Origin of the sequence: Streptomyces sp. NPDC092952, assembly GCF_044754785.1 — a bacterium.
Lineage (GTDB): Bacteria > Actinomycetota > Actinomycetes > Streptomycetales > Streptomycetaceae > Streptomyces.
The window spans coordinates 147,744-171,350 of sequence record NZ_JBIVPT010000004.1; the positions used below are offsets into that span (position 1 = coordinate 147,744).

The 23,607-nt window shown below is 71.8% G+C and carries 19 protein-coding genes and 1 tRNA gene; 13 read left to right on the forward strand and 7 right to left on the reverse strand.

The features are described from left to right. The first annotated feature begins 416 nt into the window (after positions 1-416). The 3 genes from ACIQGQ_RS11680 to ACIQGQ_RS11690 all read left to right on the forward strand — a co-directional run bounded on the left by ACIQGQ_RS11680 (position 417) and on the right by ACIQGQ_RS11690 (position 3,971). Positions 417-827 (forward strand): DUF485 domain-containing protein, encoded by a 411-nt coding sequence (locus ACIQGQ_RS11680; RefSeq protein WP_402393777.1) that lies wholly within the window; start codon positions 417-419, stop codon positions 825-827. Continuing rightward, a complete protein-coding gene (locus ACIQGQ_RS11685) occupies positions 824-2,449 on the forward strand; it encodes a cation acetate symporter (protein WP_402393780.1) in 1,626 nt (541 codons plus the stop codon). The genes ACIQGQ_RS11680 and ACIQGQ_RS11685 overlap by 4 nt, the downstream gene beginning before the upstream one ends. 181 nt (positions 2,450-2,630) lie before the next feature. Then, positions 2,631-3,971, forward strand: coding sequence for a multicopper oxidase family protein (locus tag ACIQGQ_RS11690; RefSeq protein WP_402393783.1), 1,341 nt, complete (start codon positions 2,631-2,633; stop codon positions 3,969-3,971). Between the two features lie 57 nt (positions 3,972-4,028). Here ACIQGQ_RS11690 and ACIQGQ_RS11695 read toward each other — a convergent pair whose 3' ends face one another. After that, positions 4,029-4,544 (reverse strand): GNAT family N-acetyltransferase, encoded by a 516-nt coding sequence (locus ACIQGQ_RS11695; protein WP_402393786.1) that lies wholly within the window; start codon positions 4,542-4,544, stop codon positions 4,029-4,031. A gap of 286 nt (positions 4,545-4,830) precedes the next feature. Between ACIQGQ_RS11695 and ACIQGQ_RS11700 the strand changes: the two genes are divergently transcribed. Further along, positions 4,831-5,379 (forward strand): GNAT family N-acetyltransferase, encoded by a 549-nt coding sequence (locus tag ACIQGQ_RS11700; protein ID WP_402393789.1) that lies wholly within the window; start codon positions 4,831-4,833, stop codon positions 5,377-5,379. 64 nt (positions 5,380-5,443) lie between these two features. On the opposite strand, the gene ACIQGQ_RS11705 is transcribed toward ACIQGQ_RS11700, so the two are convergent. The 4 genes from ACIQGQ_RS11705 to ACIQGQ_RS11720 all read right to left on the reverse strand — a co-directional run bounded on the left by ACIQGQ_RS11705 (position 5,444) and on the right by ACIQGQ_RS11720 (position 11,834). Next, entirely contained in the window at positions 5,444-6,229 is a 786-nt protein-coding gene (locus ACIQGQ_RS11705) for a MarR family transcriptional regulator (RefSeq protein WP_402393792.1), read from the reverse strand. Between the two features lie 939 nt (positions 6,230-7,168). Continuing rightward, positions 7,169-8,080: a cellulose-binding protein gene (locus ACIQGQ_RS11710; protein WP_402393795.1), complete on the reverse strand. Its 912-nt coding sequence runs from the start codon at positions 8,078-8,080 to the stop codon at positions 7,169-7,171. 215 nt (positions 8,081-8,295) lie between these two features. Continuing rightward, positions 8,296-10,851 carry an SUKH-4 family immunity protein gene (locus tag ACIQGQ_RS11715; RefSeq protein ID WP_402393798.1) on the reverse strand — a complete coding sequence of 852 codons (2,556 nt, stop codon included), beginning with the start codon at positions 10,849-10,851 and terminating at the stop codon, positions 8,296-8,298. Between the two features lie 5 nt (positions 10,852-10,856). Then, positions 10,857-11,834 (reverse strand): SMI1/KNR4 family protein, encoded by a 978-nt coding sequence (locus tag ACIQGQ_RS11720; protein ID WP_402393801.1) that lies wholly within the window; start codon positions 11,832-11,834, stop codon positions 10,857-10,859. Positions 11,835-12,193: 359 nt separating this feature from the next. Here ACIQGQ_RS11720 and ACIQGQ_RS11725 point away from each other — a divergent pair, with 359 nt between their 5' ends. Then, positions 12,194-12,718, forward strand: a complete 525-nt coding sequence (locus ACIQGQ_RS11725) for a YwqJ-related putative deaminase (RefSeq protein WP_402393804.1) — start codon at positions 12,194-12,196, stop codon at positions 12,716-12,718. Positions 12,719-12,728: 10 nt separating this feature from the next. Beyond that, positions 12,729-13,262 (forward strand): SUKH-3 domain-containing protein, encoded by a 534-nt coding sequence (locus tag ACIQGQ_RS11730; RefSeq protein ID WP_402393806.1) that lies wholly within the window; start codon positions 12,729-12,731, stop codon positions 13,260-13,262. Positions 13,263-13,371: 109 nt separating this feature from the next. On the opposite strand, the gene ACIQGQ_RS11735 is transcribed toward ACIQGQ_RS11730, so the two are convergent. After that, complete coding sequence (locus tag ACIQGQ_RS11735; protein WP_402393809.1) at positions 13,372-14,688, reverse strand: sensor histidine kinase; 1,317 nt, start codon at positions 14,686-14,688, stop codon at positions 13,372-13,374. 155 nt (positions 14,689-14,843) lie between these two features. Here ACIQGQ_RS11735 and ACIQGQ_RS11740 point away from each other — a divergent pair, with 155 nt between their 5' ends. The 7 genes from ACIQGQ_RS11740 (at position 14,844) to ACIQGQ_RS11770 (ending at position 20,573) form a co-directional block, all read left to right on the forward strand. Next, positions 14,844-15,716, forward strand: coding sequence for a hypothetical protein (locus ACIQGQ_RS11740; protein ID WP_402393812.1), 873 nt, complete (start codon positions 14,844-14,846; stop codon positions 15,714-15,716). A gap of 11 nt (positions 15,717-15,727) precedes the next feature. Then, positions 15,728-15,798 (forward strand) — tRNA-Gln (locus ACIQGQ_RS11745). Positions 15,799-15,946: 148 nt separating this feature from the next. Continuing rightward, positions 15,947-17,395: a bifunctional UDP-N-acetylglucosamine diphosphorylase/glucosamine-1-phosphate N-acetyltransferase GlmU gene (glmU, locus tag ACIQGQ_RS11750; RefSeq protein ID WP_402393814.1), complete on the forward strand. Its 1,449-nt coding sequence runs from the start codon at positions 15,947-15,949 to the stop codon at positions 17,393-17,395. A gap of 118 nt (positions 17,396-17,513) precedes the next feature. Beyond that, on the forward strand, positions 17,514-18,488 hold the full coding sequence (locus ACIQGQ_RS11755; RefSeq protein WP_352276880.1) for a ribose-phosphate diphosphokinase: 975 nt from the start codon (positions 17,514-17,516) through the stop codon (positions 18,486-18,488). 179 nt (positions 18,489-18,667) lie between these two features. Next, complete coding sequence (locus tag ACIQGQ_RS11760) at positions 18,668-19,252, forward strand: 50S ribosomal protein L25/general stress protein Ctc (protein WP_366292296.1); 585 nt, start codon at positions 18,668-18,670, stop codon at positions 19,250-19,252. Between the two features lie 127 nt (positions 19,253-19,379). Continuing rightward, positions 19,380-19,973 carry an aminoacyl-tRNA hydrolase gene (gene pth / locus ACIQGQ_RS11765; protein ID WP_366292299.1) on the forward strand — a complete coding sequence of 198 codons (594 nt, stop codon included), beginning with the start codon at positions 19,380-19,382 and terminating at the stop codon, positions 19,971-19,973. A gap of 126 nt (positions 19,974-20,099) precedes the next feature. After that, entirely contained in the window at positions 20,100-20,573 is a 474-nt protein-coding gene (locus ACIQGQ_RS11770; protein ID WP_402393818.1) for a hypothetical protein, read from the forward strand. Between the two features lie 37 nt (positions 20,574-20,610). Here ACIQGQ_RS11770 and ppc read toward each other — a convergent pair whose 3' ends face one another. Beyond that, positions 20,611-23,340 carry a phosphoenolpyruvate carboxylase gene (ppc, locus tag ACIQGQ_RS11775; RefSeq protein ID WP_402393821.1) on the reverse strand — a complete coding sequence of 910 codons (2,730 nt, stop codon included), beginning with the start codon at positions 23,338-23,340 and terminating at the stop codon, positions 20,611-20,613. Positions 23,341-23,607 lie beyond the last annotated feature (267 nt).

Here is a 23,607-nt window from a genome sequence, read left to right on the forward strand (position 1 = left end):
CGGGGTCTCCCCCGCCCGTCCCCCCGGGCCCGCCATGTCCGCGGCGGGCTCCAGCCGCTCGTCGCGGCGTAAGAACACCGTAAGGAACCAGCCGTCCCGGCCACGTCCTCCGCCGGGAGGAACGACCCCTGCCCAGAACTGAGGAGCCACCCCTAAGGGTCTCGGCCTCTGGGTGGAGCCCTTGTAGGGGACTGCCCCCAGGGGTGCACCGGCCGCCCCGCAGGGGTCCCCCGCCCCGCCCCGGCGCCATCTTCCGTTCACCACCGGATGCTCAACTGAGCCAATACCAGAGGCAATTCACGTCACACACTCCCCAACGGCCGTACTCACGAGTAAGGTTCACGCTTCCGACCGCACCGCACTCCTGCCTTGCCGTCCCCGACCAGGACCCGAGCCACGCAAGGAGCAGCACCCCGATGTCGCACGGAACCCCGCCCCCGTCCCCTCATCACGCCGACTACCTGCTGCCCTGGCAGAGCACCGCTCCGGCCCCGCCCGACCCCCTGGCCGGCCCGTCCACCGCTCCGGTCCCCGCCGCCGTCCCCGGCCGCCACAGCGACCTGCGCCGGCTGCGCACCGCGTACCGGGCGCTGCGGCGCATCGCGACGCTGACCGCGCTTGGCTATTTCGTGGCCTTCCTGCTGCTGTCGGCCTTCGCCAAGGACGCGATGGCCACCCCGCTGTTCGGCGGCCTCAACGCCGGTATGGCACTGGGTGTCCTCCAGCTCCCGGTGACGGTCCTCGCCCTGGTGGTGTACGAGCGGACCGCCCGGCGCACGGTCGACCCGCTCGCCGCCCGTATCCGCAGAGCGGGAGCCGCACGGTGAACGGATTCGACAACTCCGCGCAGTCGATGTCCCTGGTGGCCTTCCTGGCGGTCGGCACCGTGGCGCTGCTGCTGTGCGTGATGACCGGCCCCGACCGTGACGACCTCGACGAGTTCTACACCGGCTCCCGCTCGCTGGGCCCGGTCCGGAGCGGGCTCGCCCTGGCGGGTGACTACCTGTCCGCCGCCACGGTGCTCGGCACCACCGGCATCATCGCGCTCACCGGGTACGACGGGACGATCCTCGCCCTGAGCATCACGCTCTCGCTCGTCCTGCTGATGTTCCTGCTCGCCGAGCCGCTCCGGAACACCGGCGGGTTCACCATGGGCGACGTGCTGGTGCGCCGCGCCCCCGGCCGCGCCGTCCGGGTCACCGCCTGCGCGGCCACGATCGCCGCGCTCGTCCCGATGATGGTCGTCCAGCTGGCCAGCAGCGGCGATCTGCTCGCGTTCATCCTGGGGTTCGACACCTCGGGCTTCCGGACCGGCGCCATCATCGGCCTCGGCATCCTGATGATCGCCTACGCGACGATCGGCGGGATGAAGGGCACGTCGCTGATCCAGATCGTGAAGATCGTGGTCCTCCTCGTGGCCGCCTTCAGCATCGCCGTCCTCATCATGAACCGGTTCGACTGGAGCACCGATTCGCTGCTCTCGGCCGCCCGGCAGAGCAGCGGGGCGGGGGCCGCGTTCCTGAGTTCGGGGCTCCAGTTCGAGGGCAGCGGGCTCGACATGGTCAGCTCCGAACTGACCGTGGTGCTCGGCGCCGCCTGCCTCCCGCACGTCACCATGCGGATGTCGAGCGCCCGCTCCACTCAGGCCGTCCGCCGTTCCATGTCCTGGGCGGTCGGCACGGTCGCCGCGATCTGTCTGCTGCTGGTGGTGATCGGTTTCGGCGCGGCGGCACTCGTCGGCCACGAGGGGATCACCGCCGCCGGGGCCTCCGGGAACAGCGCGATCCTCCAGATCAGCGGGGAGGTCGCGAACGGCACGCGGATGGGGGCGCTGATCATCACGACGATGACGACGGCGATCTTCCTGACCCTGCTCGCCTCCGTCGCCGGGATGATCCTGGCCTGCGCCAACTCCCTGGCCCACGACCTGTTCGCGCACGGGATCCGCGGAACCCGCCGACCGGGCCGGGGGCCGATGACGGGCCGTACCGAGATGCGTACGGCACAGACCTCGGCGATCGTCGTGGGCCTCCTCGCCATCGCCCTCGCCGTGGTGGCCCGGCACTGGAACGTGCAGGCCCTGGCCACGCTCTCGTTCTGCGTCGGCGCGTCGGCGCTGGCCCCGGCGCTGGTGTACAGCATGTTCTGGCGGCGCTTCACCCGTACCGGGCTGATCTGCACCCTGGTCGTCGGCACCGTCACGGTGCTGGTGCTGATCACCGGTACGAACCTGGTGTCCGGCTCGCCCACCTCGGTCTTCCCCGACCACGACTTCAACTGGTTCCCCTACACCACCACCGGCCTCGTCTCCATCCCGGCGGGCTTCCTGGCCGGCTTCCTGGGCACGGTGCTCCCCCGCAACACGGCCCCCGCCGCCCGCCGCGTCTACCAGGGCGAGGAACCCCGCATCCTGGCCGGCGCCCCACCGATCCCCACCGACCCGCACTGAGGCGCCACGCACGGGCAACGCCTCAGGAAACCCCTGCGACGACTGTTAATTTCGCGTCATGAGAAGACGTCAACTCCTGGGCGCAGCAGGCATATCCGCGCTCTCACTCCTCACCTCCGCCTGCGGCGGCGGTTCCGGGACGGGATCCGCGGACCGGCCCGATCTGAAGTTCGCCAACCCGGTGCGCATCCCGCCCCTGCTCCATCCCGCCCCGGCCAAGGACGGCAGCCGCCGGTTCACGCTCTCGCCGCAGGCGGGCCGGACGGCGATCCTGCCCGGAAAGACCACCCCGACCTGGGGCTTCAACGGCGCTTTCCTGGGACCGACGCTGCGCGCCACGCGGGGTGACGTGGTGCGCATGACCGTGCGCAACCGGTTGCCGGAGACCAGCACCGTGCACTGGCACGGCGTCCGGCTGCCCGCCGTGATGGACGGCGGGCCCCACCAGCCCGTCGCGCCGGGCGCCACCTGGACGCCGCACTGGACCCTGGACCAGCCGGCCGCCACCGCCTGGTACCACCCGCATCCGCACGGCCAGACCGCCCAGCACGTCTACAACGGCCTCGCCGGAATGTTCATCATCGACGACGGGACCGAGCCGGAACTGCCCTCCGACTACGGCGTCGACGACATCCCGCTGATCCTCCAGGACAAGAAGTTCGACGAGGAGAACGCCTTCACCGGCCGCGTCCTCAAGGGCACGTTCGGCATCCTGGGCGACCACCTGCTCGTCAACGGAACCTTCGATCCGCACCTGAAGGTGACCACCGACCACGTCCGACTGCGAATCCTCAACGGCTCCAACGCCCGCATGTACAACCTGGCCTTCGCCGACCGCCGCACCTTCCACGCGGTCGCCACCGACGGCGGCCTGCTGCCCGCTCCCGTACCGGTCGAACAGCTCGCGCTGAGCCCGGGCGAGCGCGCCGAGGTCGTCGTCGCCTTCGAGCCGGGCGAGCGGGTGGTGCTGCGCACCGTCGACAACGGGGTCGACATAGCCGAGGGCGACCTCGACGTGATCGAGTTCATCGCCGCGCCGGCGCTGAAACCGTCCCCGGCGCCACCCGCCGCCCTCGCGGAGCCCGACCCGATCACACCCGCCGCGGACTCGCGGGTGCGCCGCTTCGTCCTCAACGGCCATGACGCCATCAACGGCAAGCCGATGGACATGAGCCGCATCGACGAGGTCGTCCCCGCCGGGGCCGTCGAGATATGGGAGATCGAGAACAACGTCTACTCCCACAACTTCCACATCCACGAGGTGGCGTTCCGCGTCCTCTCCGTCGGCGACGGACGACCCGCGGCGTACGCGGACGGCCGCAAGGACACCGTCTTCGTACCCGGGAAGAGCAAGGTCAGACTCGCCGTGCGATTCGGCACCGCCACCGACCCCGAGTGGCCGTACATGTACCACTGCCACATCCTGCGCCACGAGGACTCGGGGATGATGGGCCAGTTCGTCCTGGTCGAACCGGGCACCGAGCGCACCGTCAGCCGCACCCTGAGGCCGGCCCACCACTGAGGGCCTCCCCCTTGCGGCAGGTGCCGCGTCGTGGCCAGCAAGCGGGCACGTCGGTGGTCAGTCCCGTGTCTTCGCGGATGAGTCGAACGAGATCCAGACGTCGGGCGGCAGGTCGGGCCGGCCGGGGACCGCTCGGCGCTCCTCCGTCCACGCGTCACCGGTGATCTCCGTCGCGACCCGGCGCCAGAACCGCACCGCCGCCGTGTTGGCGTCCTGGAACGCGATCTCCCACGGGCCCGGGTGCCGGGCCACGACCTCCTGAACAGCACACAGCCCGATCCCGGTCCGCCGCGCGCCGCGCGCCACGAAGAAGCTGTTCAGCACACGCGTCGCGCCGGTCAGGTTCCGGACGAAGGCGAACCCGGCCGGGCTGCCGTCACCGCTGGTGAAGACATAGGGCGCCCAGTCCGGGTCGCCGGAGAAGGCGGTGTGGAGCCGTTCGCTGCGGAAGGTTCCGTCGGCGTTGGGCAGCACGCTGTCGAACTCCGAGAGGTCATGACGGAACATCAGCCACAGCCGCTCCACTGCGGGGCGGTCGGCGCTGCTGGCGAGGCGGACGGATACGTCGGGCACGGGACTCCTTGTGGCAGAGGTGGTCGGCCGACGGGCTCCGCGTCCACAAAGGAGGTGACGCGGTGCCCCGGCCCTGGCTCCCGGTCCGGTTCGGTTCGACACCCACCGTTCTCCGGGCATGAAAAAAGCCTCCCTGTCGGGTGTCTTCATCCCGGCCAGGAAGGCTCGCTGCGGCGGAGACTCTAGCAGACGGATGCCCATGGGGACCGCCTCTCGTCGGGGGCGTGGCCCTGTTCCTGAGTGAGGGGCGTACGCCGTCCGGTGGGCCTCCGATAGGTTCCCCGCCATGACCGAACCGAAATCCGTTGTCTGGCCGCCCGAGCCGATCGGGACCGAGCGGCTCGTTCTGCGCGCGCCCGAGCCTCGGGACCGAGCGGCGTTCGTCGAGCTGTTCAGCTCGCCGGAGGTGGGCACGTACATCGGTGGCCACCGGCCCCGGGACGAGTGCGAGCGGGCGTTGCCCGAGGTACCCGGAAACCGTCCCGGCCTCTTCGTGGTCGAGCTCGACGGGACGATGATCGGCACCGTCGAACTCAACGAGCGCGATGCGGAGCACCGGAGCGAGACCGACCCGGGTTCGGGGATGGCCGAACTCGGCTACCTGCTCCTGCCGGAGGCCTGGGGGCAGGGGTACGCCGCCGAGGCGTGCGCGGCGGTGCTCGGCTGGTTCGCCGAAGCGCGCCCCGGCGAGACGGTGGCACTGCGCACCCAGACCGCCAACGCCCGCTCGATGCGCCTCGCGGCGAAGCTGGGCTTCACCGAGGCGCAGCGGTACGAGGCATGGGGCGCCGAACAGTGGCTCGGCACGGTGTCCCCGGTCGCACCATCCGCTTGACCGGGGTACCACCCCTGCCTCGCTTTTTTACGTGACACTTGGGGGGCAACTGTCACGTTTTTTCTCAGGGGGTGGGGTCGGGCTCGCGGCAGGGGCGGCAGAGTCCGTCGCGGAAGGCTTCGGGCCTTCCCGGTACGCCGCACTCGGTGCACTCCGGCATCACACGACGCACCGGGGCCTCCGCCGGTGCGGGCGGGGCAGGGGTCGCGGGCAGGCTCGGGGGGAGTTTGTCCTGGAGACGGCGGCGCACCAGCCCGAAGGGAGACCCGACCGCGTCGGGAAGCCCGGCGGTCAGGACCCGGGTCAGATAATCGGCATCCACACCCCGCGCGAACCACCCCGCCGCCAGCCCCTCCAACGCCGCACAGTCCGCCGCCGAAAGCGCCAGCCGGGAGTCCGTACGACCCAGCCGCGCCAGCGCCGCGAACGCGGGCGAGGGAGCATCACCCCGCGGCTGCGGCTGCGGCTGAACCGATACCTCCGGCTCCGCGACGCGCTGCTGCGGGACCTGCGCAGCAGGTACGGGCACGGAAGCAGAAGCAGGGGCAGGGGCGGCGGCCTGGGGGTCGGACTGGGTGGCGCGGTGGTTCTGGTCGGCGAGGAAGGTGGTCCACCACTCGTTGTCGTGGGCGACCCGCGACCAGAACGTGCGCGTGACCCAGCGGATCTGCCCGTTCTCGATGCTCACGCAACGCCCCCGGCGCAGGTGACCGGCCACGCTCAGGGCCCGTAACGCGCTGCCCACCGCCATCTGCCCGTACAACGGCAGCGACTTCGCAAGGGACTTGATGTCCATCGCCGCACCCTCCACCAACGCCTCCACATAGCCCGCGACATGCCGCTCACGCACCGGCAGCGACGCGAAATCGGCCTCGCACGGCGGGCGTTCCGCCGGTACGGAACGCTTCCCGTACCCCGGCCTCGCCCTCGAAGGGAGAACACGCGGAGCTGCGGACTCACAACGGTCGGGGATAAGCTCGGCTACAGCCAAGGGATCGTCTTTCTATTTGGTGAGATCTTGCGGTCAGACCCCGGCCGGTGCGCTAACACCGCGTCGGGGTCGATTCGTTCGCACCGTAAGCGGGCGCGACTCTGCGCCGCAACTCGATCACGATTAGTCATACTTGCTGGCCGTGACGGGTACGGGAGGGCGGGTTGGTTTCCCCAACCCACCCAGGAAACCAACCGCTTGGAACACACCGCTCGAATCCCGAAGCCCGAATCCCGGCCCCCGAATCCCGAAGCTCAAGCCCCGGCCCGGAGACCCGCCCCACACCCACGAAAGAGTGAACCGGCCCCTCCCGAAGCTCGGCACCCGAAGCCCGAAGCTCAAGCCCCGGGAAGTCCTAGGAAACGCCCTGGCTCCCCCGGCAGCTCGGCGTCCTTCCGCAGGGCACTCCCGTTCCGGTGGGGGCGCGCCGTCGCGTCGCCGTTCGCCGGATCAGCTTCCACATCCGCAGGCGCCATCGCGGTTTCCAGCTCCACCGGGCCCCGTTCACCGCGCCGCCGCAGCTCCCGCAGAACGCGCCGCCCCAGATTCGCCGCCTCGCCCACAGTGGCACTCTCCGCACGGGTCAACACCCCCACGCCATACGCACCCACGGCCGCCGCCTCATACGCGGCCCCGCCTGCTCCGCCGACTCCGCGACCCCACGGGGAGGCGCGCCGGAGTCCGCCGGTCCAGCGTAGGAAGGCCACGGCCGTCCCGTAACCCGTAACGCCGAATCCGCCGGCCCGGATTCGGGGCGGGCCAGGGCGGGCGGGGGCGCGAAGTCCGTTCCGGGCGGGGTCAGTTGCCGAGTTCGTCCGCCGGGGCGGTGACGCGGCCGGTGAGGGCGGCGAGGGAGTTGCGTACGTGGGCCATGTGCGCGTGGAGCTGCTCGCGGCCCTCGTCGTGCTCGCGGACGACGCGCTCCGTCTCCCGTACCACCCGCTCCTCGCGGACCCTGGCCTCGGCGATCAGTTCGGCGGCGCGCGCCTCGGCGTCCTCCTGGCCGTGCCGGGCGGCCTCCTCGGTCTCCGCGAGGGCGCGCCGGGCCTCCGCCAGCCGGGCCTCGGCCCGCTCGGTCAGGTCGTCGTGGCGGGCCGTCTGCTCGGTCTCGGCGTCGGCGAGTTCACGTTCGGCCGTCTTCAGGCGCTCCGCGTGCTCCTGCTCCTGGTGGGCCAGGACGCTCGCGGTGCGACTGACGGTCTCCGCCATCATGGCGCCCGTCCTCTCCCGCACCCCGGCGGCCTCCTCGCGGGCGTCGGCCACCGCCGCGTCGGCCGTCTCCCGCGCGGTGGTCAGCGTTCCGTCCGCGTACTCGACGGCCTCGGCCCGTATCGCCTCGGCGGCCTTCCCGGCCACGGCGCGGACCTCGCGGCCCGCCGTCTCCGCAGCGTCCCGCAGCTCCTGCGCCCGGTCCCGGGCGGCACCCCGTACGCTCGCCGCCTCGCCCTCCGCGAGGGCCAGGATCTGCTGGGCACGCTCACCCAGCGACTCGTAGGTCTGCGGAGCGAGCGTGGCGACGACCTCGGCCAGCCGGACCGACTCCGCCGACATCTCGGCCACCAGCGTGGTCAGCCGGTCCACCTCGGCCAGGGCCTCGTCCCGTTCCGCCGAGAGCGCGGAAACCGCCCGGTCCACCTGCTCCGGTCGGTAGCCGCGCCCCCGTACACCGATACCGACGAAGCCGTGCGCGGACACCGGTACAGAACTCATGCGTGAAGCCTCTTTCCGACTCTGCGACCATCAGCGACACGTCAAGGATGCGGCAGATCGGACCATAAGTCGGAATCGATCATCTGCTTTACGGACAGAAGCGACGGGCATCACAGCCGCACGGGCGCCACAGGGCACGGCGCCCGGCCCCCTTTCGGGAACCGGGCGCCGTACGCGGATGTCTCGGAGCCCCGCGAGGTGCGCAGGGCCCGTGATCAGAGCAGTCCGTCCCACATCTGTTCGAGCAGCACGGACCACCAGCTCTCCGGCGACGCCAGCGCCGCCGCGTCCAGCGCCATCAGCTGGGCCTGGAAGTCGACCGTCCAGCGACCCGCCTGCTCCGGGGTCAGCCCGAACCGCAGCCGCCACATCCGGCCGAGCAGCGCCATCGAGCGCTGGAACTCCGGCAGCCCGGTGTTCACGAACTGCGGCGGCACCGACTGCCCGCCCGGACCCGCCTCGACGGGCACCGCGACGATGTTCGCCGTCCCGTACTGGACACAGATCGCCCGGCCGAAATCGGACCCCATCACCAGGTACGAGCCCGCGTCGGGCGCGGCCTGCACCTGCCGCTGCTGGGCCAGCTCGCCCAGCGTCGGCACCACCGGCTGGCCCGGCTGCGCCCAGAAGAACGGCCCGAAATCGGCAGGCAGCCCCGCCCACACCAGCGCACGGGCCACCGTCTCGGGCACCCCCTGGCGGGACACCGCACGCTGGTCGAAACGGAGGATGCCCTGCGGCCCGAAGCTCTGCAGCAGCTCCTCCGCGACGACCTCCGGCGGCACCACGGGCGCGGCCGGCATCTGCGGGAGCGGCGCGCGGACCGGCGCCGGGCGGGCCGGGCCGTCCGCCACCTGGTGCAGCTCGCCCTGGTGGGTGAGGAGGTGCTGCATGCCCTGCTGGCGGCTGGCGTGGTCGGTGCCGTACGGGGCGACGCTGGTGATCCGCACCTGCGGCCAGGTCTCACGGATCATGCGCGCGCAGTAGCCGCCGGGCAGCTCGCAGGACTCCAGCTCGGTGTGCAGCTCGATGACCTGCTGCGGCGGCACGTTCATCGCCCGCAGCTCGTGCAGCATCTGCCACTCGGGGTGCGGGGTGCCGGGCGCCGAGCGGCGGATCAGCTGCTGCTCGCTGCCGTCGGGCGCGCGGTAACGCAGCACGGCCTGGTAGCCGGGGCCGACGGTCGGCTGACCGGACGGGGGCTGCTGCGGATAACCGTACGCGGGCGGCGGGGTGTGCGGACCCTGCGGCGGCACGGGGCCGGGGGCGCCGGGAGGACCGGGCGGGCCGGGGGGCTGTACGCCGCCGGGGCCGCCCATGCTCGGGTTGGCCAGCATCGTCGCGGCATGGTGCACCCCACCACCGGGCGGAGGCACGGCACCGGGCGGGCCAGGAGGCTGTACGCCGCCGGGGCCGCCCATGCTCGGGTCCGCCAGCATCGTCGCCGCGTGGTGCACCCCACCACCGGGCGGAGGCACGGCACCGGGCGGAGGCGGCGGCGTACCACCGGGCGGGCCGGGCGGGCCAGGAGGCTGCACACCGCCGGGGCCGCCCATGCTCGGGTTGGCCAGCATCGTCGCGGCATGGTGCACCCCACCACCGGGCGGCGGAGGCGGCACGGCACCGGGCGGGCCGGGAGGCGGCGTCGAACCGGGCGGAGGCGGCACCGAGGCACCCGGCACCCCGGGCGGACCCGGCGGCGGCACCGGCGCACCCGGACCACCCGGCGCACCGATCTGCGGGGCGAGCTGGGTCGGCAGATACCCGCCCGCCGGGGCACCGGGCGCACCCGGCCCCGAGGGCGGCGGCACAGGCGCACCCGGAACACCCGGCGCCCCAGGAACCCCGGGCGCACCCGGAGGCGGCGGGGGTACGGCACCGCCACGCGGACCGGGCGGAGCCACCGCGGCCTTGCCGGTGGTCGCGTCCGCGAAATCACCGGCCCCGGGCGCACCCGGCATACCCGGCGCGCCCGGAACCCCCGGCCCACCCGGCCCCTCCGGCGACGACAGACCCGGCACCAGCGCGGTCCGGGGCAACTGGCTGCCCCCCGACATCAGGGCGGTCGGAGCGTCGGCCGGCACCACCGGCGGCGGCGTGTTCTCGTCATCGGCACCCGAGAGCGGCGGCGCGAACACCGTCGCGGGCAGCGGCACCTCCGCGTCGTCGGAATCCGCACCCGTATTGGTGTCCGTACCGGCCCACGGGGTCGACCCGTCCGGCACACCCGCCGGAGCCCGGGGCGGCGCCACCGGAGCCGCTGCCGGAACCACCGGCGGGACCGGCGCCGGGGGCGGACCCGCCGGAACACCGTCGTTGGCGGTCGGCTCGTACGCCGGCTGCCCACCCTGCGAACCCGGCCCGCCACCAGCCGGCGCACCGTCCGCGCGACGGTCCGGGATGCCCAGCTTGTCCGCCGCCTCCTGGAGCCACTCCGGGGGGCTCAACAGGAACGACGTCTGATTCAGATCGATCCGCTGCGGCGGCTCCGGAGCGGCCGCCGCCGCGGCCAGCGCCCCGTACTCCTCCTCGAACCGCCGGATCACCTCACCCACCGGCAGCCCCGGCCACAGCGTCGCCTCACCACTGTCACGGGCGATCACCAGACGCTGGTTGCCACCGTCCGAGACAGGGCCCTCCGCCCGGTCCTCGCCCCACACCACGAAGCCCAGCTCGAACTCCCGCACCCGCACCTCACGGTGCTGGTACGCCGGAACGTCCCCGTTGATCCACTCGTCCGCGCGCTCCTGCGCCTGCGCAAAAGTCACCATCGCGCTCACCCCTCCACCGGGACGGCCCGCGCGAAGCCGCCGTCCACCATCAGGTTCGCCACGGTCTCCAGCTCCGGCGGATTGCCCGCCAGCCGCTGGAGGAAGGCGTCGAAATCCGCACCGCACGGCAGCAGCAGCCGGCCCACCCGGTCCTGCACCGACCAGCCGTCCCGGTCCCGGGCATCGTCATAGGCGCAGAACCACACCGACCCCACGCCGTCGCCCCGCACCTTCACCGCGACGATGCCGCCCTGGACGAAACCGACGCCCAGGAAGTCCTTCGTGAGGTGGTCGCGCAGACACTTGTTGACGTACACCAGGTCGTTCACCCCGGCCTGCTCGCGCACCGTGAAGAACGGCTGGTCCACCAGGAGCCCCAGCTCCGCGTCGAGCGCCGCGCCCACCGGCGCCGAACCGCCCGCCGCCTTCAGGAACGAGCGGTACGCCCCCGGCAACCGGTAACCGAGGTCCTCCTCCACCCCCAGGACCTGCGACTCGCTCACCGCCACGGCCCCCTTCGGCAGCCGGAAGTGCGCGGGCCGGGTCTCCTGCAACGGGCGGGTACCCCGCTTGTCGTGGTCGACGGCCGTACCGGCCAGCCCCGCATGGTGCCGCAGCAGCGCCTTCACCTCGACCGGAACCAGCTCCATCCGCCGGCCACCGGGCACGTGGTGCCAGGTCCAGCCGTGCGGAGTGGCGACCGCCGGAATCGTGTCCCAGAGCTCATGGCCGCTCGCCGCGAGCGCCGCGTTCGCCGAGACGTAGTCGGTGAGCCGCAGCTCGTCGACCCCGAAGCCCTGCGGCGGTTCGGCGACCTCGGCGGCGGCACGCGCGTACGGCGTGAAGACCGGGCTGCCGTTCCCGTCCATGCGCACACCGCCGGGGTGGCGGGACGCCCGGACCGGGTCCGGGAAATGCACGAGCTGCCCGGCGTAGGCCGCGTTCGGTGGCGCGGCTTGCTGACCGAGCCGACCTGTCGTCATGGCGGTTGCCCCCTGCTGCGTCTGGCTGGTGAGGACCGGCCCGCCCTGGAGCGGCGGTCCCGGCACAGCCTATGCGGTGACGCAAGGGCCGGTCCCGCCCATGTGACCTGTCCTACCCGCCCCTCCCCACAACCGTCACCAACCGTCACAACGGCGTGACGGACGAGCGACGCGCCCGGCAACGGCCCCCGTCCGAAACCACCCCGGCACGCGCCACGAAGCCGCTCCCCGCGCGACACGAAGGCACGTTTCACCGCCCCAGCTTCCACACCAGCCCGGACATTTGGCAGGCTGTCACCGCAACTCGGGGGCGTGCACATCGCGCAGCTACCGCTGCCGGCACGGGAGGGAAAGCACCAATGCACACAGCACAAACAGTCACATCCGGAGATCCGCGCCTCAGCTGGAGCAGCGCCGACGGCAACCGGGCACCCCGGCTGATCCACCGCCGCGACGGCATCCTGCCCGCGGTCGCGGCAGCGCTCTCCGTACGCGGCGAAACACTCACCTGCACCGCGGGCAAGGGCGACCAGCCCCCCGTACTGCACCCGCTCGTCCAGGACTTCCTGGACACCCTCCCCAGCGGCCGGCGCGAACGCTTCACCGGCCGCTGCCCCGAAGCGATACTCCTCTCCCGGCAGCTCACCGCCGCCGAGTCCACCCGCTCCAAGCGCGCCCAGCGCAAGCCGCTGACCAACGGCGAAGCCCGGCGCGCCCTCAAGCACTCCCGGCTCACCGCGCGGCGCATCCGCGAGGACGGCGACCCCATGCACGGCAGCTACGCGCCCCCGTGCCGCTCCTGCACGGCCATGCTCGCCCACTTCGGCGTACGCCCCGTCGACCTGGCGACGCCCACGGCCGCGACCACCGCCGAGAAGGGCTGACCGCACGCCGATGCGCGACCGAACCGACCTGCCCGCACAGACGGGCCCCGCCGAACGCGACCGGAACACCACCACCCGCTTCCCCGTCGCCGTCGACGCCGCCCTGCGCGCCGCCGGCTGGGAACCGGGCCGCTGGGACATCCGCCGGGCCGAGGAATGGGCCGACACGCTCAGCTCGCACATCTCCCCCGCCGGCCACCGGCACGCGGTCTTCCCCGCCGCCGTGGAGGCCTGGGCCGAATTCGGCGGGCTGCACATCACCGCCTCCGCCCCCGGCCGCCAGATCGCCCCCGCCTCCGTACGCATGGACCCACTGAGCGGACTCCACCTGGCCCGGACCCTCGGCGACCTCGGCCGGGCACTGGAGACCGAGGTCAGCCCCCTGGGCGAGGAGGGCGACGGGCAGGCCGTACTGGCCATCGACACCGAGGGCCGCGTCTACAGCATCGACCACACCGGCGACTGGTACCTCGGCCCGGACATCGACCAGGCCCTGGCCACCCTCGTCTCGGGCATCCAGCCGGCCCGCCTCGTCTCCGGCTGACCCGGACCGGGCCCCACGCCCGCCACGGACCACCCCGCACCGGCGGCCCGATCCCGAACCCGAGCCGGGACCGGGCCGCCGAAGCCGTACCCGTACGGAAGAGGGCCGCTCAGACCGCCGCCTCCCCCGCCGGCAGCACCGCCGACACCCGGAAACCCCCCGCCTCCGTCGGCCCCGACACGAACACCCCGCCCAGACCCAGCACCCGCTCCCGCATCCCGACCAGCCCGTTCCCCCCGCTCGGCAGCCCCGCGTCCGCCGTCGCCGCGTCCGACGGACCGTTCTCCACCTGCATCGCGACCTCCGCACCCCGATGCGCCAACCGCACCCAGGTCCGCGCCCCCGCCGCATGCTTGTGCACGTTGGTCAACGCCTCCTGCACCACCCGGTACGCCGTCTGCTCGACCTCGGGCGGATACCCCCGCGCCTCCCCGTCCACCGACAGCTCCACCGTCATCCCCGCCGCCCGGGACTCCCCCACCAACGTCTCCACCTCACGCAACCGGGGCCCGTCCTCCGCTGCCGCGGCCGCAGCCGCGGCAGCCGCCTGACCCACCGACGCCAACGGCACCCCGGCCGGACGCGACGACACCGGATCCCCCGCCCGCAGCACCCCGAGCATCTCGCGCAACTCCGTCAACGCCTGCCGCCCCATGTCCCCCACCAGCGCCGCGTTCCGCACCGCCTTCGCGGGATCCTTCGGCGCGACCGCCTGGAGCGCCGCCGCGTGCACCACCATCAGACTCACCCGGTGGGCGACCACGTCATGCATCTCCCGGGCGATCCGGTGCCGCTCCTCCGCACGCGCCCACTCCGCCCGCTCCTCGGCCCGGTCCGCGAGCAGCGACAGCTCCCGCTCCAGCGAGTCCGCCCGCTCCCGCAAGCTCTCCATCAGCCGCCGCCGCGCCCCTATGTAGAGGCCCAGCAGCACGGGCGGCGCGGTCAGCCCGAGCGACATGAACAGCGAGATCAGCGGTACGTACCAGTCACCGGGCCCGAAGTCCGCCTGCTCCGCCACGTTCTGCCGCAGCCGTACGTACGACACGATGAACGAACCCGCGAAGGACATCCCGCTGAGCACCGCCGTGATCCGGCGCGGCACCTCCGAGGCGGCCAGGCTGTACAGACCCACCAGCCCCATCAGGAACGCCATCCCGGCCGGCGCCGTCGCGATCGACACCAGCACCACCGCGATCGGCCACCGCCGCCGCAGCACCAGCACCGACCCCACCAGCAGCCCGAACAGCACCCCCACCGGCACCGGCAACCCGGCGTCCCCGGCGAAATCCACCCCCTCCAGCGCACACTCCAGCGCCGAGAGAACCCCGAGCCCCACGTCCAGGGCGACACTGCGCCGCCGCTCCCACCACCAGTAGCCGCGGGTGGTCGGTCCCGCCGCCTCCTGGTCTGCCCCCGTTGCGGTCATGGCATCCACCCTACGGGCGGCCGCCGCCCGATCCCGGAGAACCCGGACAGCACAGGCGACCACCACGGGAAGCCGAAACAGCCACTTATCGCTTGAAATGGCGAATCGATCAGCCTTTCGCACCGGACGCCCGCATTCCGGACGACGCTCACCGCATGACGAAGATCACGAGCACATATGCCGACTTCGAGAATCTGCGCGAACAGGCGATCACCCTGCGCCGGGAGGGCCTCAGCCTGCGCCAGATCCGCGACCGCCTGCACATCCACAACAACGACCTCCTGAACCGGCTCGTCCGGGGCGAGCCGGCCCCGGAATGGACGAAACGCCCGCGCGCCCGGGACGACCTCCGCGAGCGGGCCCGTGAGCTCCGCCTCCAGGGCATGACGTACGACCGGATCCAGCTGGAACTGGGGTGCTCGAAGAGCTCGATCTCGCTGTGGGTACGGGACCTGCCGAAGCCGGAGCGCAAGCGGTCCCGGGAGGAGGCGTCAGCCATCGCCAGGCGCGGCTGGGAAGCGGCTCTCCGGCGACGCGAGGAGGAGCGCGGGGAGACGAAGAGGAGGGCGGCGGCCGGGATCGGCCCGCTGAGCCCGCGCGAACTCTTCCTGCTGGGGGTGGGCCTGTACTGGGCGGAGGGCTCCAAGGCCAAGTCGCACCGGCCGCAGGAGAGAGTCACCTTCACCAACAGCGACCCGGGCATGATCGAACTGTTCCTCGCCTGGCTCCGCCTCCTGGGGGTGAGCGACGCACACCTCCGCTTCCACGTGCACATCCACGAGACCGCCGACATCGCGTCGGCGGAGCGGTACTGGGCCGCCCTGACGGGAGCCGGGGCCTCCGCGTTCGGCAAGACCTCCGTCAAGAAGCACTCGCCGCGGACCAACCGCAAGAACGTCGGGGAGAACTACCGGGGTTGCCTGGTGGTGCGCGTTTTGAAGAGCGCCGACCTGTACCGTCGCATTGAGGGCTGGTGGTACGGCATAGTAGAGGCCGGAAAGCGAGCCGATCAAGAAATTCGGACATAAAGGTCGATCTATCCCGGGTCGTCTAATGGCAGGACAAATGGTTTTGGTCCATTGAATGAGGGTTCGATTCCTTCCCCGGGAGCAGCGCGGAGCACCGTGAGACATCACGGAAAGCCCCGCGGAACGCCATCACGGGCCCCGATCAGCAGGTCGGGGCCCGTACCCATGCCCGGCCAACAGCCCCCCGGTATCCTTCGGGTGTCCACCACCCGAAGCCGAAGGGCATTTCCGTGAGCTCCGAACGCCCGGCAGCCGTCGTCGTCCTCGCAGCGGGTGAGGGCACCCGCATGAAGTCGAAGACCCCCAAGGTCCTCCACGAGATTTCCGGGCGCTCGCTCGTCGGACATGTCGTCACCGCCTCCCGCGAGCTGGACCCCGAACACCTCGTCGTGGTCGTCGGCCACGCGGGCGAGCAGGTCACCGCGCATCTCGCCACCGTCGACGAGCGGCTGCGCACCGCCCACCAGCCCGAGCAGAAGGGCACCGGCAACGCCGTGCGCGTCGGGCTCGACGCGCTGGGCGGCTCCGTCGGGGGGACCGTGATCGTCGTCTGCGGCGACACCCCGCTGCTCTCCGGCGGGACGCTCCGCGCGCTCGCCGCCACCCACGCGGCGGACGGCAACGCCGTCACCGTGCTGACCGCCGAGGTCCCCGACTCCACCGGCTACGGCCGCATCGTCCGCGACCCGGCCGACGGGGCGGTCACCGCGATCGTCGAGCACAAGGACGCCACCGACGCCCAGCGCGCGATCCGGGAGATCAACTCCGGGGTCTTCGCCTTCGACGGCCGGCTCCTGGCCGACGCCCTCGGCAAGATCGGCACGGACAACAGCCAGGGCGAGGAGTACCTCACCGACGTCCTGTCGATCCTGCGCGAGGCCGGTCACCGGGTGGGCGCCTCGGTCGCCGGGGACCACCGCGAGATCCTCGGCATCAACAACCGGGTCCAGCTGGCCGAGGCCCGGCGGCTGCTCAACCAGCGGCTGCTGGAGCGGGCCATGACGGCCGGGGTGACGGTCGTGGACCCGGCGTCCACGCTGATCGACGTCACCGTGACGTACGAGCGCGACGCGGTCGTGCACCCGGGCACGCAGCTGCTCGGCGCCACCCACCTGGGCGAGGACGCCGAGGTCGGCCCCAACTCCCGGCTGAAGGACACCGTGGTCGGCGAGGGCGCCCGGGTGGACAACACGGTGGCGGACGGCGCGGAGATCGGCGCGGGCGCGTCGGTCGGCCCGTACGCCTATCTGCGGCCCGGCTCCCGGCTCGGCGTGAAGTCGAAGGTCGGGACGTACGTGGAGCTGAAGAAGGCCACGCTCGGCGAGGGGGCCAAGGTCCCGCACCTGAGCTACGTCGGCGACGCCACGATCGGTGACCACACCAACATCGGTGCCGCGAGCGTCTTCGTGAACTACGACGGCGAGGCCAAGCACCACACCACGATCGGCTCCCACTGCCGCACCGGAGCCGACAATATGTTTGTGGCTCCTGTCACGGTCGGGGACGGCGTTTACACCGCCGCCGGATCGGTCATCACCAAGGACGTACCGCCCGGTTCGCTGGCCGTCGCACGCGGCCAGCAAAGGAATATCGAGGGTTGGGTGGCTCGCAAGCGACCGGGGAGCGGCGCCGCGCAGGCGGCCCAGGCCGCCGCTTCGGAGCGCACGAGCGAAAGCTGACCGGAAACAGGTACGTCGTGCACGGCGTACCGTGATAGATGCTCACCCCATTTCGGCTGGCTCGTCGCACATCGCGACACATGCGCGGGGCCAGGAACACGTCTGAGGAGACTGTGCTGTGACCGGGATCAAGACGACCGGCGAGAAGAAACTGATGCTCTTCTCCGGCCGCGCCCACCCCGAGCTGGCCGAGGAGGTCGCGCACCAGCTGGGTGTCGGTCTCGTGCCGACCAAGGCTTTCGATTTCGCCAACGGTGAGATCTACGTCCGCTTCCAGGAGTCGGCCCGCGGCGCCGACTGCTTCCTGATCCAGAGCCACACCGCTCCGATCAACAAGTGGGTCATGGAGCAGCTGATCATGCTGGACGCGCTGAAGCGCGCCTCGGCCCGCTCCATCACGGTGATCGTCCCGTTCTACGGGTACGCCCGCCAGGACAAGAAGCACCGCGGCCGTGAGCCGATCTCGGCCCGTCTGGTCGCCGACCTGATGAAGACGGCGGGTGCGGACCGCATCCTCACCGTGGACCTGCACACGGACCAGATCCAGGGCTTCTTCGACGGCCCGGTGGACCACCTGTTCGCGCTGCCGATCCTGGCCGACTACGTCGGTGCCAAGGTGGACCGCTCGAAGCTGACGATCGTCTCCCCGGACGCGGGCCGGGTGCGGGTCGCCGACCGCTGGTGCGACCGGCTGGACGCCCCGCTGGCCATCGTGCACAAGCGCCGGGACAAGGACGTCGCCAACCAGGTGACCGTCCACGAGGTCGTCGGCAACGTGAAGGGCCGGGTCTGTGTCCTGGTCGACGACATGATCGACACCGGTGGCACGATCTGCGCCGCCGCGGACGCCCTGTTCGCGCACGGTGCCGAGGACGTCATAGTGACCGCCACCCACGGTGTGCTCTCGGGTCCGGCCGCGGACCGGCTGAAGAACTCCAAGGTGAGCGAGTTCGTCTTCACCGACACCCTGCCGACCCCGGGTGAGCTGGAGCTCGACAAGATCACGGTGCTCTCGATCGCGCCGACGATCGCCCGTGCGGTGCGTGAGGTCTTCGAGGACGGCTCGGTGACCAGCCTCTTCGAGGAGCAGTAGAAGCAGTCGTTCGAAGATCCACTTTGGGGCGGCCTCCTTCGCCGGGTAGACTCAGTGAGTTGCTCGGCGAGGGAGGCCGTACTCATGGGTACGGCGGTCCGTTATCGACGCGCTCTTCGTAGCAGGCCAGTCGTGGCCGGGTGACCTTCCGTTTTCGTCATCCCACGAGGAGTGCAGTCATGGCCGAGGTCAAGCTCGACGCCCAGGTTCGTACCGAGTTCGGCAAGGGTGCCGCCCGTCGCACCCGCCGCGCCAACCAGGTTCCCGGCGTCATCTACGGCCACGGTGCCGAGCCGGTCCACATCACCCTGCCGGGCCACGCCCTGATGATGGCGCTGAAGACCGCCAACGTGCTGATCGCCCTGGACGTCGAGGGCAAGGACACCCTGGTCATCCCGAAGGCCGTGCAGCGCAACCCGCTCAAGGGCGACATCGAGCACGTCGACCTGCTCACCGTGAAGCGCGGCGAGAAGGTCAGCGTCGAGGTCGCGGTGCAGGTCGAGGGCGACCTGGCCCCGGGCGGCAACCTGCTGGAGTACGTCCAGAACACCCTGCTGGTCGAGGCCGAGGCCACCCACATCCCCGAGTCCGTGACCGTTTCGGTCGCCGGCCTGGACGCGGGTGCGTCGATCCACGCCAAGGACATCACGCTGCCCAAGGGTGTCTCGCTCGCCGGTGACGAGGACGCCGTGGTGCTCCAGGTCCTGGCCGCGCAGGCCGAGGAGCCGGCCGCCGAGGGTGCCGAAGAGGGCGCCGAGGCCTGAGCCTCGCCTCTCCTGCTTCACTGACGGGGTGGCGGTTTCCTGTTCGGGGACCCGCCGCCCCGTTTCCCTGTCTGCGGTGCGGCGCCCGCCGCACCCCGTCCGTCGTACGCGAGGAGACCGAGCAGAGATGTCCGACGCCACCGCACCCTGGCTCATCGTGGGCCTCGGCAACCCCGGCCCCGAGTACGCGGCGAACCGGCACAACGTGGGCTTCATGGTGGCCGATCTGCTGGCCGAGCGGATCGGCGGGAAGTTCAAGCGGGCGCAGAAGGCGCAGGCGCAGGTCGTGGAGGGCCGGGTGGGCCCGCCCGGTCCGCTGAGCCGGCGGGTGGTGCTGGTGAAGCCGATGTCGTACATGAATCTGTCGGGCGGGCCGGTCACGGCGTTGCGGGACTTCTACAAGGTGCCGGTGGACCGTGTCGTGGCGGTCCATGACGAGCTGGACATCGATTACGGGACGCTGCGGCTCAAGCTGGGTGGTGGCGACAACGGGCACAACGGGCTGAAGTCGATCACCAAGTCGTTGGGGGCGGAGTACCACCGGGTGCGGTTCGGGATCGGGCGTCCGCCGGGGCGGATGCAGGTCGCGGACTTCGTGCTGAAGGATTTCTCGTCCACCGAGCGCAAGGAGCTGGCGTATCTGGTGGACCGGGCGGCGGACTCGGTGGAGTGCCTGCTGGCCGAGGGGCTGGAGCGGGCGCAGAGCGCGTACAACTCGTAGGGGTACGGGGGCCGCACCCGCGTGGGGGTGCGGTGGTGCGTACAACTCTGACATTCCTGCCGGTAATCCGGCTTTTCGCGGGCGCGAGTTGACCGGTGGTGCCGGTCTGTCCAAGGATCGCTCCCCATGAAGCGGAGCTCCTCCTCCCACCGCGCCCTGGTCTACGCCCGCAATGCCGCCATGGGCTGTGCGGTTCTGTTGTTGCTGGTGGCGGGTGTGCTGTCGTCCTGGGACAAGGCCCATCACATCGTTCTGGCCAAGGGCCGTGAGCACGGCACGATGTCGGTGACCGGGTGCGGTGCCGATGTGTGCACGGGGCCGTTCGCGCCGTCGGACGGTGGGGTGGCGCGGGCCCGGGTGACGATCGAGCGGTCGGTCGCGGCGCGGCGCGGGGACCGGTTCCCGGTGGTGGTGCGGCCGGGTACGGACGATGTGGTGCGGACCGGGGCGCCGGGGTTTCTGCATGCCTGGGTGCCGCTGGGTGGTGCGTTGGTGCTGTCGGGGCTGGTGATCGGTGGCGGTCTGCGGCTGTCCCGGGTCGGCTGGTGCACCGGGATCGCGGGTGCGGCCCTGCTCGTGGCGACGTTCTTCGCGCTGTGAGCGGGCCGCACCCGGTCCGGTCGGGTTGCCTTTGCGGTCAGCCGGTGTTGCGCAGGCCGGCGGCGACGCCGTTGACGGTGAGCAGGAGGGCCCTGGCGAGCAGCGGGTCCGGTTCCTCGCCCTGGGCGGCGGCTTCCCGCTGGCGGGCCAGCAGGGAGACCTGGAGGTAGGAGATCGGGTCGAGGTAGGCGTCGCGGATGGCGAAGGTCTGCTGGAGGGCGGGGCTGGTGCCGAGGAGTTCGGTGGAGCCGGTGACCCGGAGGACCTCCTGGACGGTGAGCGCGTGCTCGGCCTCGATCTCGGCGAAGACGTGCTTCAGCTCGTCGGGGACGAGGGTGTCGACGTAGTGGCGGGCGATGCGCAGGTCGGTCTTGGCGAGGGTCATCTCGACGTTGGAGATGAAGTTCCGGAAGAAGTGCCAGTGCTCGTGCATCTCGTCCAGGACGGTGTCGAGTCCGGCTTCGCGCAGGGCCTTGAGGCCGGAGCCGACGCCGTACCAGCCGGGGACGATCTGGCGGGACTGGGTCCAGCCGAAGACCCACGGGATGGCGCGGAGTCCGTCGAGCGAGACGCCCGAGCCGGGGCGGCGGGAGGGCCGCGAGCCCAGGTGGAGGTCGGCGAGCTGGTCCACCGGGGTGGAGGCGAGGAAGTACGTCGGCAGGTCGGGGTCCTCGACGAGCTTGCGGTACGCCGCGTGGGCCGCGTCGGAGACGGTGTCCATGGCCGCGTCCCAGCGGGCGAGGGCCTCGTCGGACTGGCGGGGTGCGGTGTGCAGGGCGGAGGCCTGGAGGGTGGCGGCGACGGTCAGTTCCAGGTTCTCCCGGGCGAGGGCCGGGATGAGGTACTTGTCGGAGATGACCTCGCCCTGTTCGGTGACCTTGATCTCGCCCTCCAGGGTGCCCCAGGGCTGGGCGAGGATCGCGTCGTGGGAGGGGCCGCCGCCCCGGCCGACGGTGCCGCCGCGGCCGTGGAAGAGGCGGAGGCGTACGCCGTAGCGGTGGGCGACGTCGCGCAGGCGGCGCTGGGCGCGGTGGATCTCCCACTGGGAGGTGGTGATGCCGCCGAACTTGGAGGAGTCGGAGTAGCCGAGCATGACCTCCTGGACGTCGCCGCGGAGTGAGACGAGGCGGCGGTAGGAGGGGTCGGCGAGCATCTCGTCGAGGATGACGTCGGCGGCGCGCAGTTCGTCGGTGGTCTCCAGGAGGGGGACGATGCCGATCCTGGCCCAGCCGGCGTGCAGGTCGATGAGTCCGGCCTCGCGGGCGAGGACGGCGGCGGCGAAGACGTCGTCGGCGCCCTGGCACATCGAGATGATGTAGGACTCGATGACTTCGGGGCCGAAGCGTTCGAAGGCTTCCTTGACGGTGTGGAAGACGCCGAGGGTCTTCTCGCCGGCGGCGTCGAGCGGGGCCGGGGTGGGGGCGAGGGGGCGGCGGGAGCGGAGTTCCTTGGCGAGGAGCTTCTGCCGGTAGTCGCGGGGCATGTCGGCGTAGCGCCAGGATTCCTCGCCGAGCCGGTCGAAGAGCTGGCCGAGGGCGTGGTGGTGGGCGTCGGCGTGTTCGCGTACGTCCATGGTGGCGAGCTGGAGGCCGAAGGCGGCGAGGGTGCGGATGGTGCGGTCCATGCGGCCGTCGGCGAAGAGTCCGCCGCGGTGGGCGCGCAGGGAGGTCTGGATGAGTTCGAGGTCGGCGAGGAGTTCGGCGGTGCCGAGGTAGTCGCAGCCGGGGCGGTGCGGGGTGCCGGAGGCGAGGCGTGCGCGGGTGTTGACGAGCTTCTGCCGGATGCAGGTGGCCTTGAGCCGGTAGGGCTCCTCGGCGTTCAGCCGCTTGTAGCGGGGGCTGATCTCGGGGAGGCGTTCCAGGTCGGTTTCGAGGGAGGCGAGGAGTTCGTCGGTGGCTCCGGTGTAGCGGATGGAGTTGGAGAGCAGTCCGCGGAGCTGGTCGATGAGTTCGAGGGCGTCGGTGATGCCGTGTTCGTGCTGGAGGATCAGGACGTCCCAGGTGACGGCGGGGGTGACGTTGGGGTTGCCGTCGCGGTCGCCGCCGATCCAGGTGCCGAAGGTGAGGGGGCGGGTTCCGGCGGGCAGTTCGACGCCCACCCGGTCGAGTTCGGCGGCCAGGTCCTCCAGGACGTCGCCCACGGCGTTGGCGTGGAGTTCGTCGAGGTAGTAGATGGCGTTGCGGGCCTCGTCGGCGGGCTCGGGGCGGACGACGCGCAGTTCGTCGGTCTGCCAGATGAGGTCGATGTTCTCGGCGAGGCGGAGGTCCTGGCGGCGGCGGTCGGACTCGACGACGGGGGTGTCGAGGAGGGCGGCGATGCGGCGGAGCTTGTTGAGGACGGAGCGCCGGGCGGCCTCGGTGGGGTGCGCGGTGAAGACGGGGCGGACGTTGAGGTTCTTGACCGTTTCGCGCAGGTGGTCGGGGTCGGCGTCCTTGAGCCGGTCGGCCGTACGGGCGAGGAGGCCGCCCTCGGCGGCGCGGCGGTCGCGCATCTCGCGGGCGCGGTGCACCTGTTCGGTGACGTTGGCGAGGTGGAAGTAGGTGGAGAAGGCGCGGACGAGCCGGGCGGCGGTCTCCAGGTCCGTCTCGCCCAGGAGCTGGGCGGCGGCTTCGCCGTCGGTGCGGGTCAGGGCGCGGACCCGTTCGACGAGGTCGAGGAGTTCCTGGCCCTCCTGGCGGACGAGGGATTCGCCGAGGAGGTCGCCGAGGCGGCGGATGTCGGCGCGCAGTTCGGTGCTGGCGGCAGGTGTCTGGTCGGCACTGCTCACGGTGTGCGGCTCCTTGCAGTGGTTGAGCACGGGGGTACTCCGGGGCCGCGGCGGGCCGCGCCCCCAGGGGGTTTCCGGGCCGTGGCGGGCTGCGGGTCTGCCGCCGTCCCGGGAAAGCAGAGTGCGGACCGCGCTGTCCGACTCCACTCAGGATAGGTGTCCACGAAGTGGACATCCGCTCGCGGCCCGATCGGGTATCCCCGCTGGCGCGGCCCGGTCGCGCTCTCGTGCGTCGGGCCCTTGCGCTGCCATACTTACGTTGCCGTA

What these genes read in the sequence shown, in the direction of transcription:
- ACIQGQ_RS11760 (WP_366292296.1), top strand. Translation starts at nt 18,668, where the DNA reads ATGGCCGAGGTCAAGCTCGACGCCCAGGTTCGTACCGAGTTCGGCAAG.
- ACIQGQ_RS11725 (WP_402393804.1), top strand. Translation starts at nt 12,194, where the DNA reads ATGCACACAGCACAAACAGTCACATCCGGAGATCCGCGCCTCAGCTGG.
- ACIQGQ_RS11735 (WP_402393809.1), bottom strand. Translation starts at nt 14,688, where the DNA reads ATGACCGCAACGGGGGCAGACCAGGAGGCGGCGGGACCGACCACCCGC.
- ACIQGQ_RS11720 (WP_402393801.1), bottom strand. Translation starts at nt 11,834, where the DNA reads ATGACGACAGGTCGGCTCGGTCAGCAAGCCGCGCCACCGAACGCGGCC.
- ACIQGQ_RS11740 (WP_402393812.1), top strand. Translation starts at nt 14,844, where the DNA reads ATGACGAAGATCACGAGCACATATGCCGACTTCGAGAATCTGCGCGAA.
- ACIQGQ_RS11710 (WP_402393795.1), bottom strand. Translation starts at nt 8,080, where the DNA reads ATGAGTTCTGTACCGGTGTCCGCGCACGGCTTCGTCGGTATCGGTGTA.
- ACIQGQ_RS11770 (WP_402393818.1), top strand. Translation starts at nt 20,100, where the DNA reads ATGAAGCGGAGCTCCTCCTCCCACCGCGCCCTGGTCTACGCCCGCAAT.
- ACIQGQ_RS11730 (WP_402393806.1), top strand. Translation starts at nt 12,729, where the DNA reads ATGCGCGACCGAACCGACCTGCCCGCACAGACGGGCCCCGCCGAACGC.
- ACIQGQ_RS11715 (WP_402393798.1), bottom strand. Translation starts at nt 10,851, where the DNA reads ATGGTGACTTTTGCGCAGGCGCAGGAGCGCGCGGACGAGTGGATCAAC.
- ACIQGQ_RS11700 (WP_402393789.1), top strand. Translation starts at nt 4,831, where the DNA reads ATGACCGAACCGAAATCCGTTGTCTGGCCGCCCGAGCCGATCGGGACC.
- pth (WP_366292299.1), top strand. Translation starts at nt 19,380, where the DNA reads ATGTCCGACGCCACCGCACCCTGGCTCATCGTGGGCCTCGGCAACCCC.
- ACIQGQ_RS11680 (WP_402393777.1), top strand. Translation starts at nt 417, where the DNA reads ATGTCGCACGGAACCCCGCCCCCGTCCCCTCATCACGCCGACTACCTG.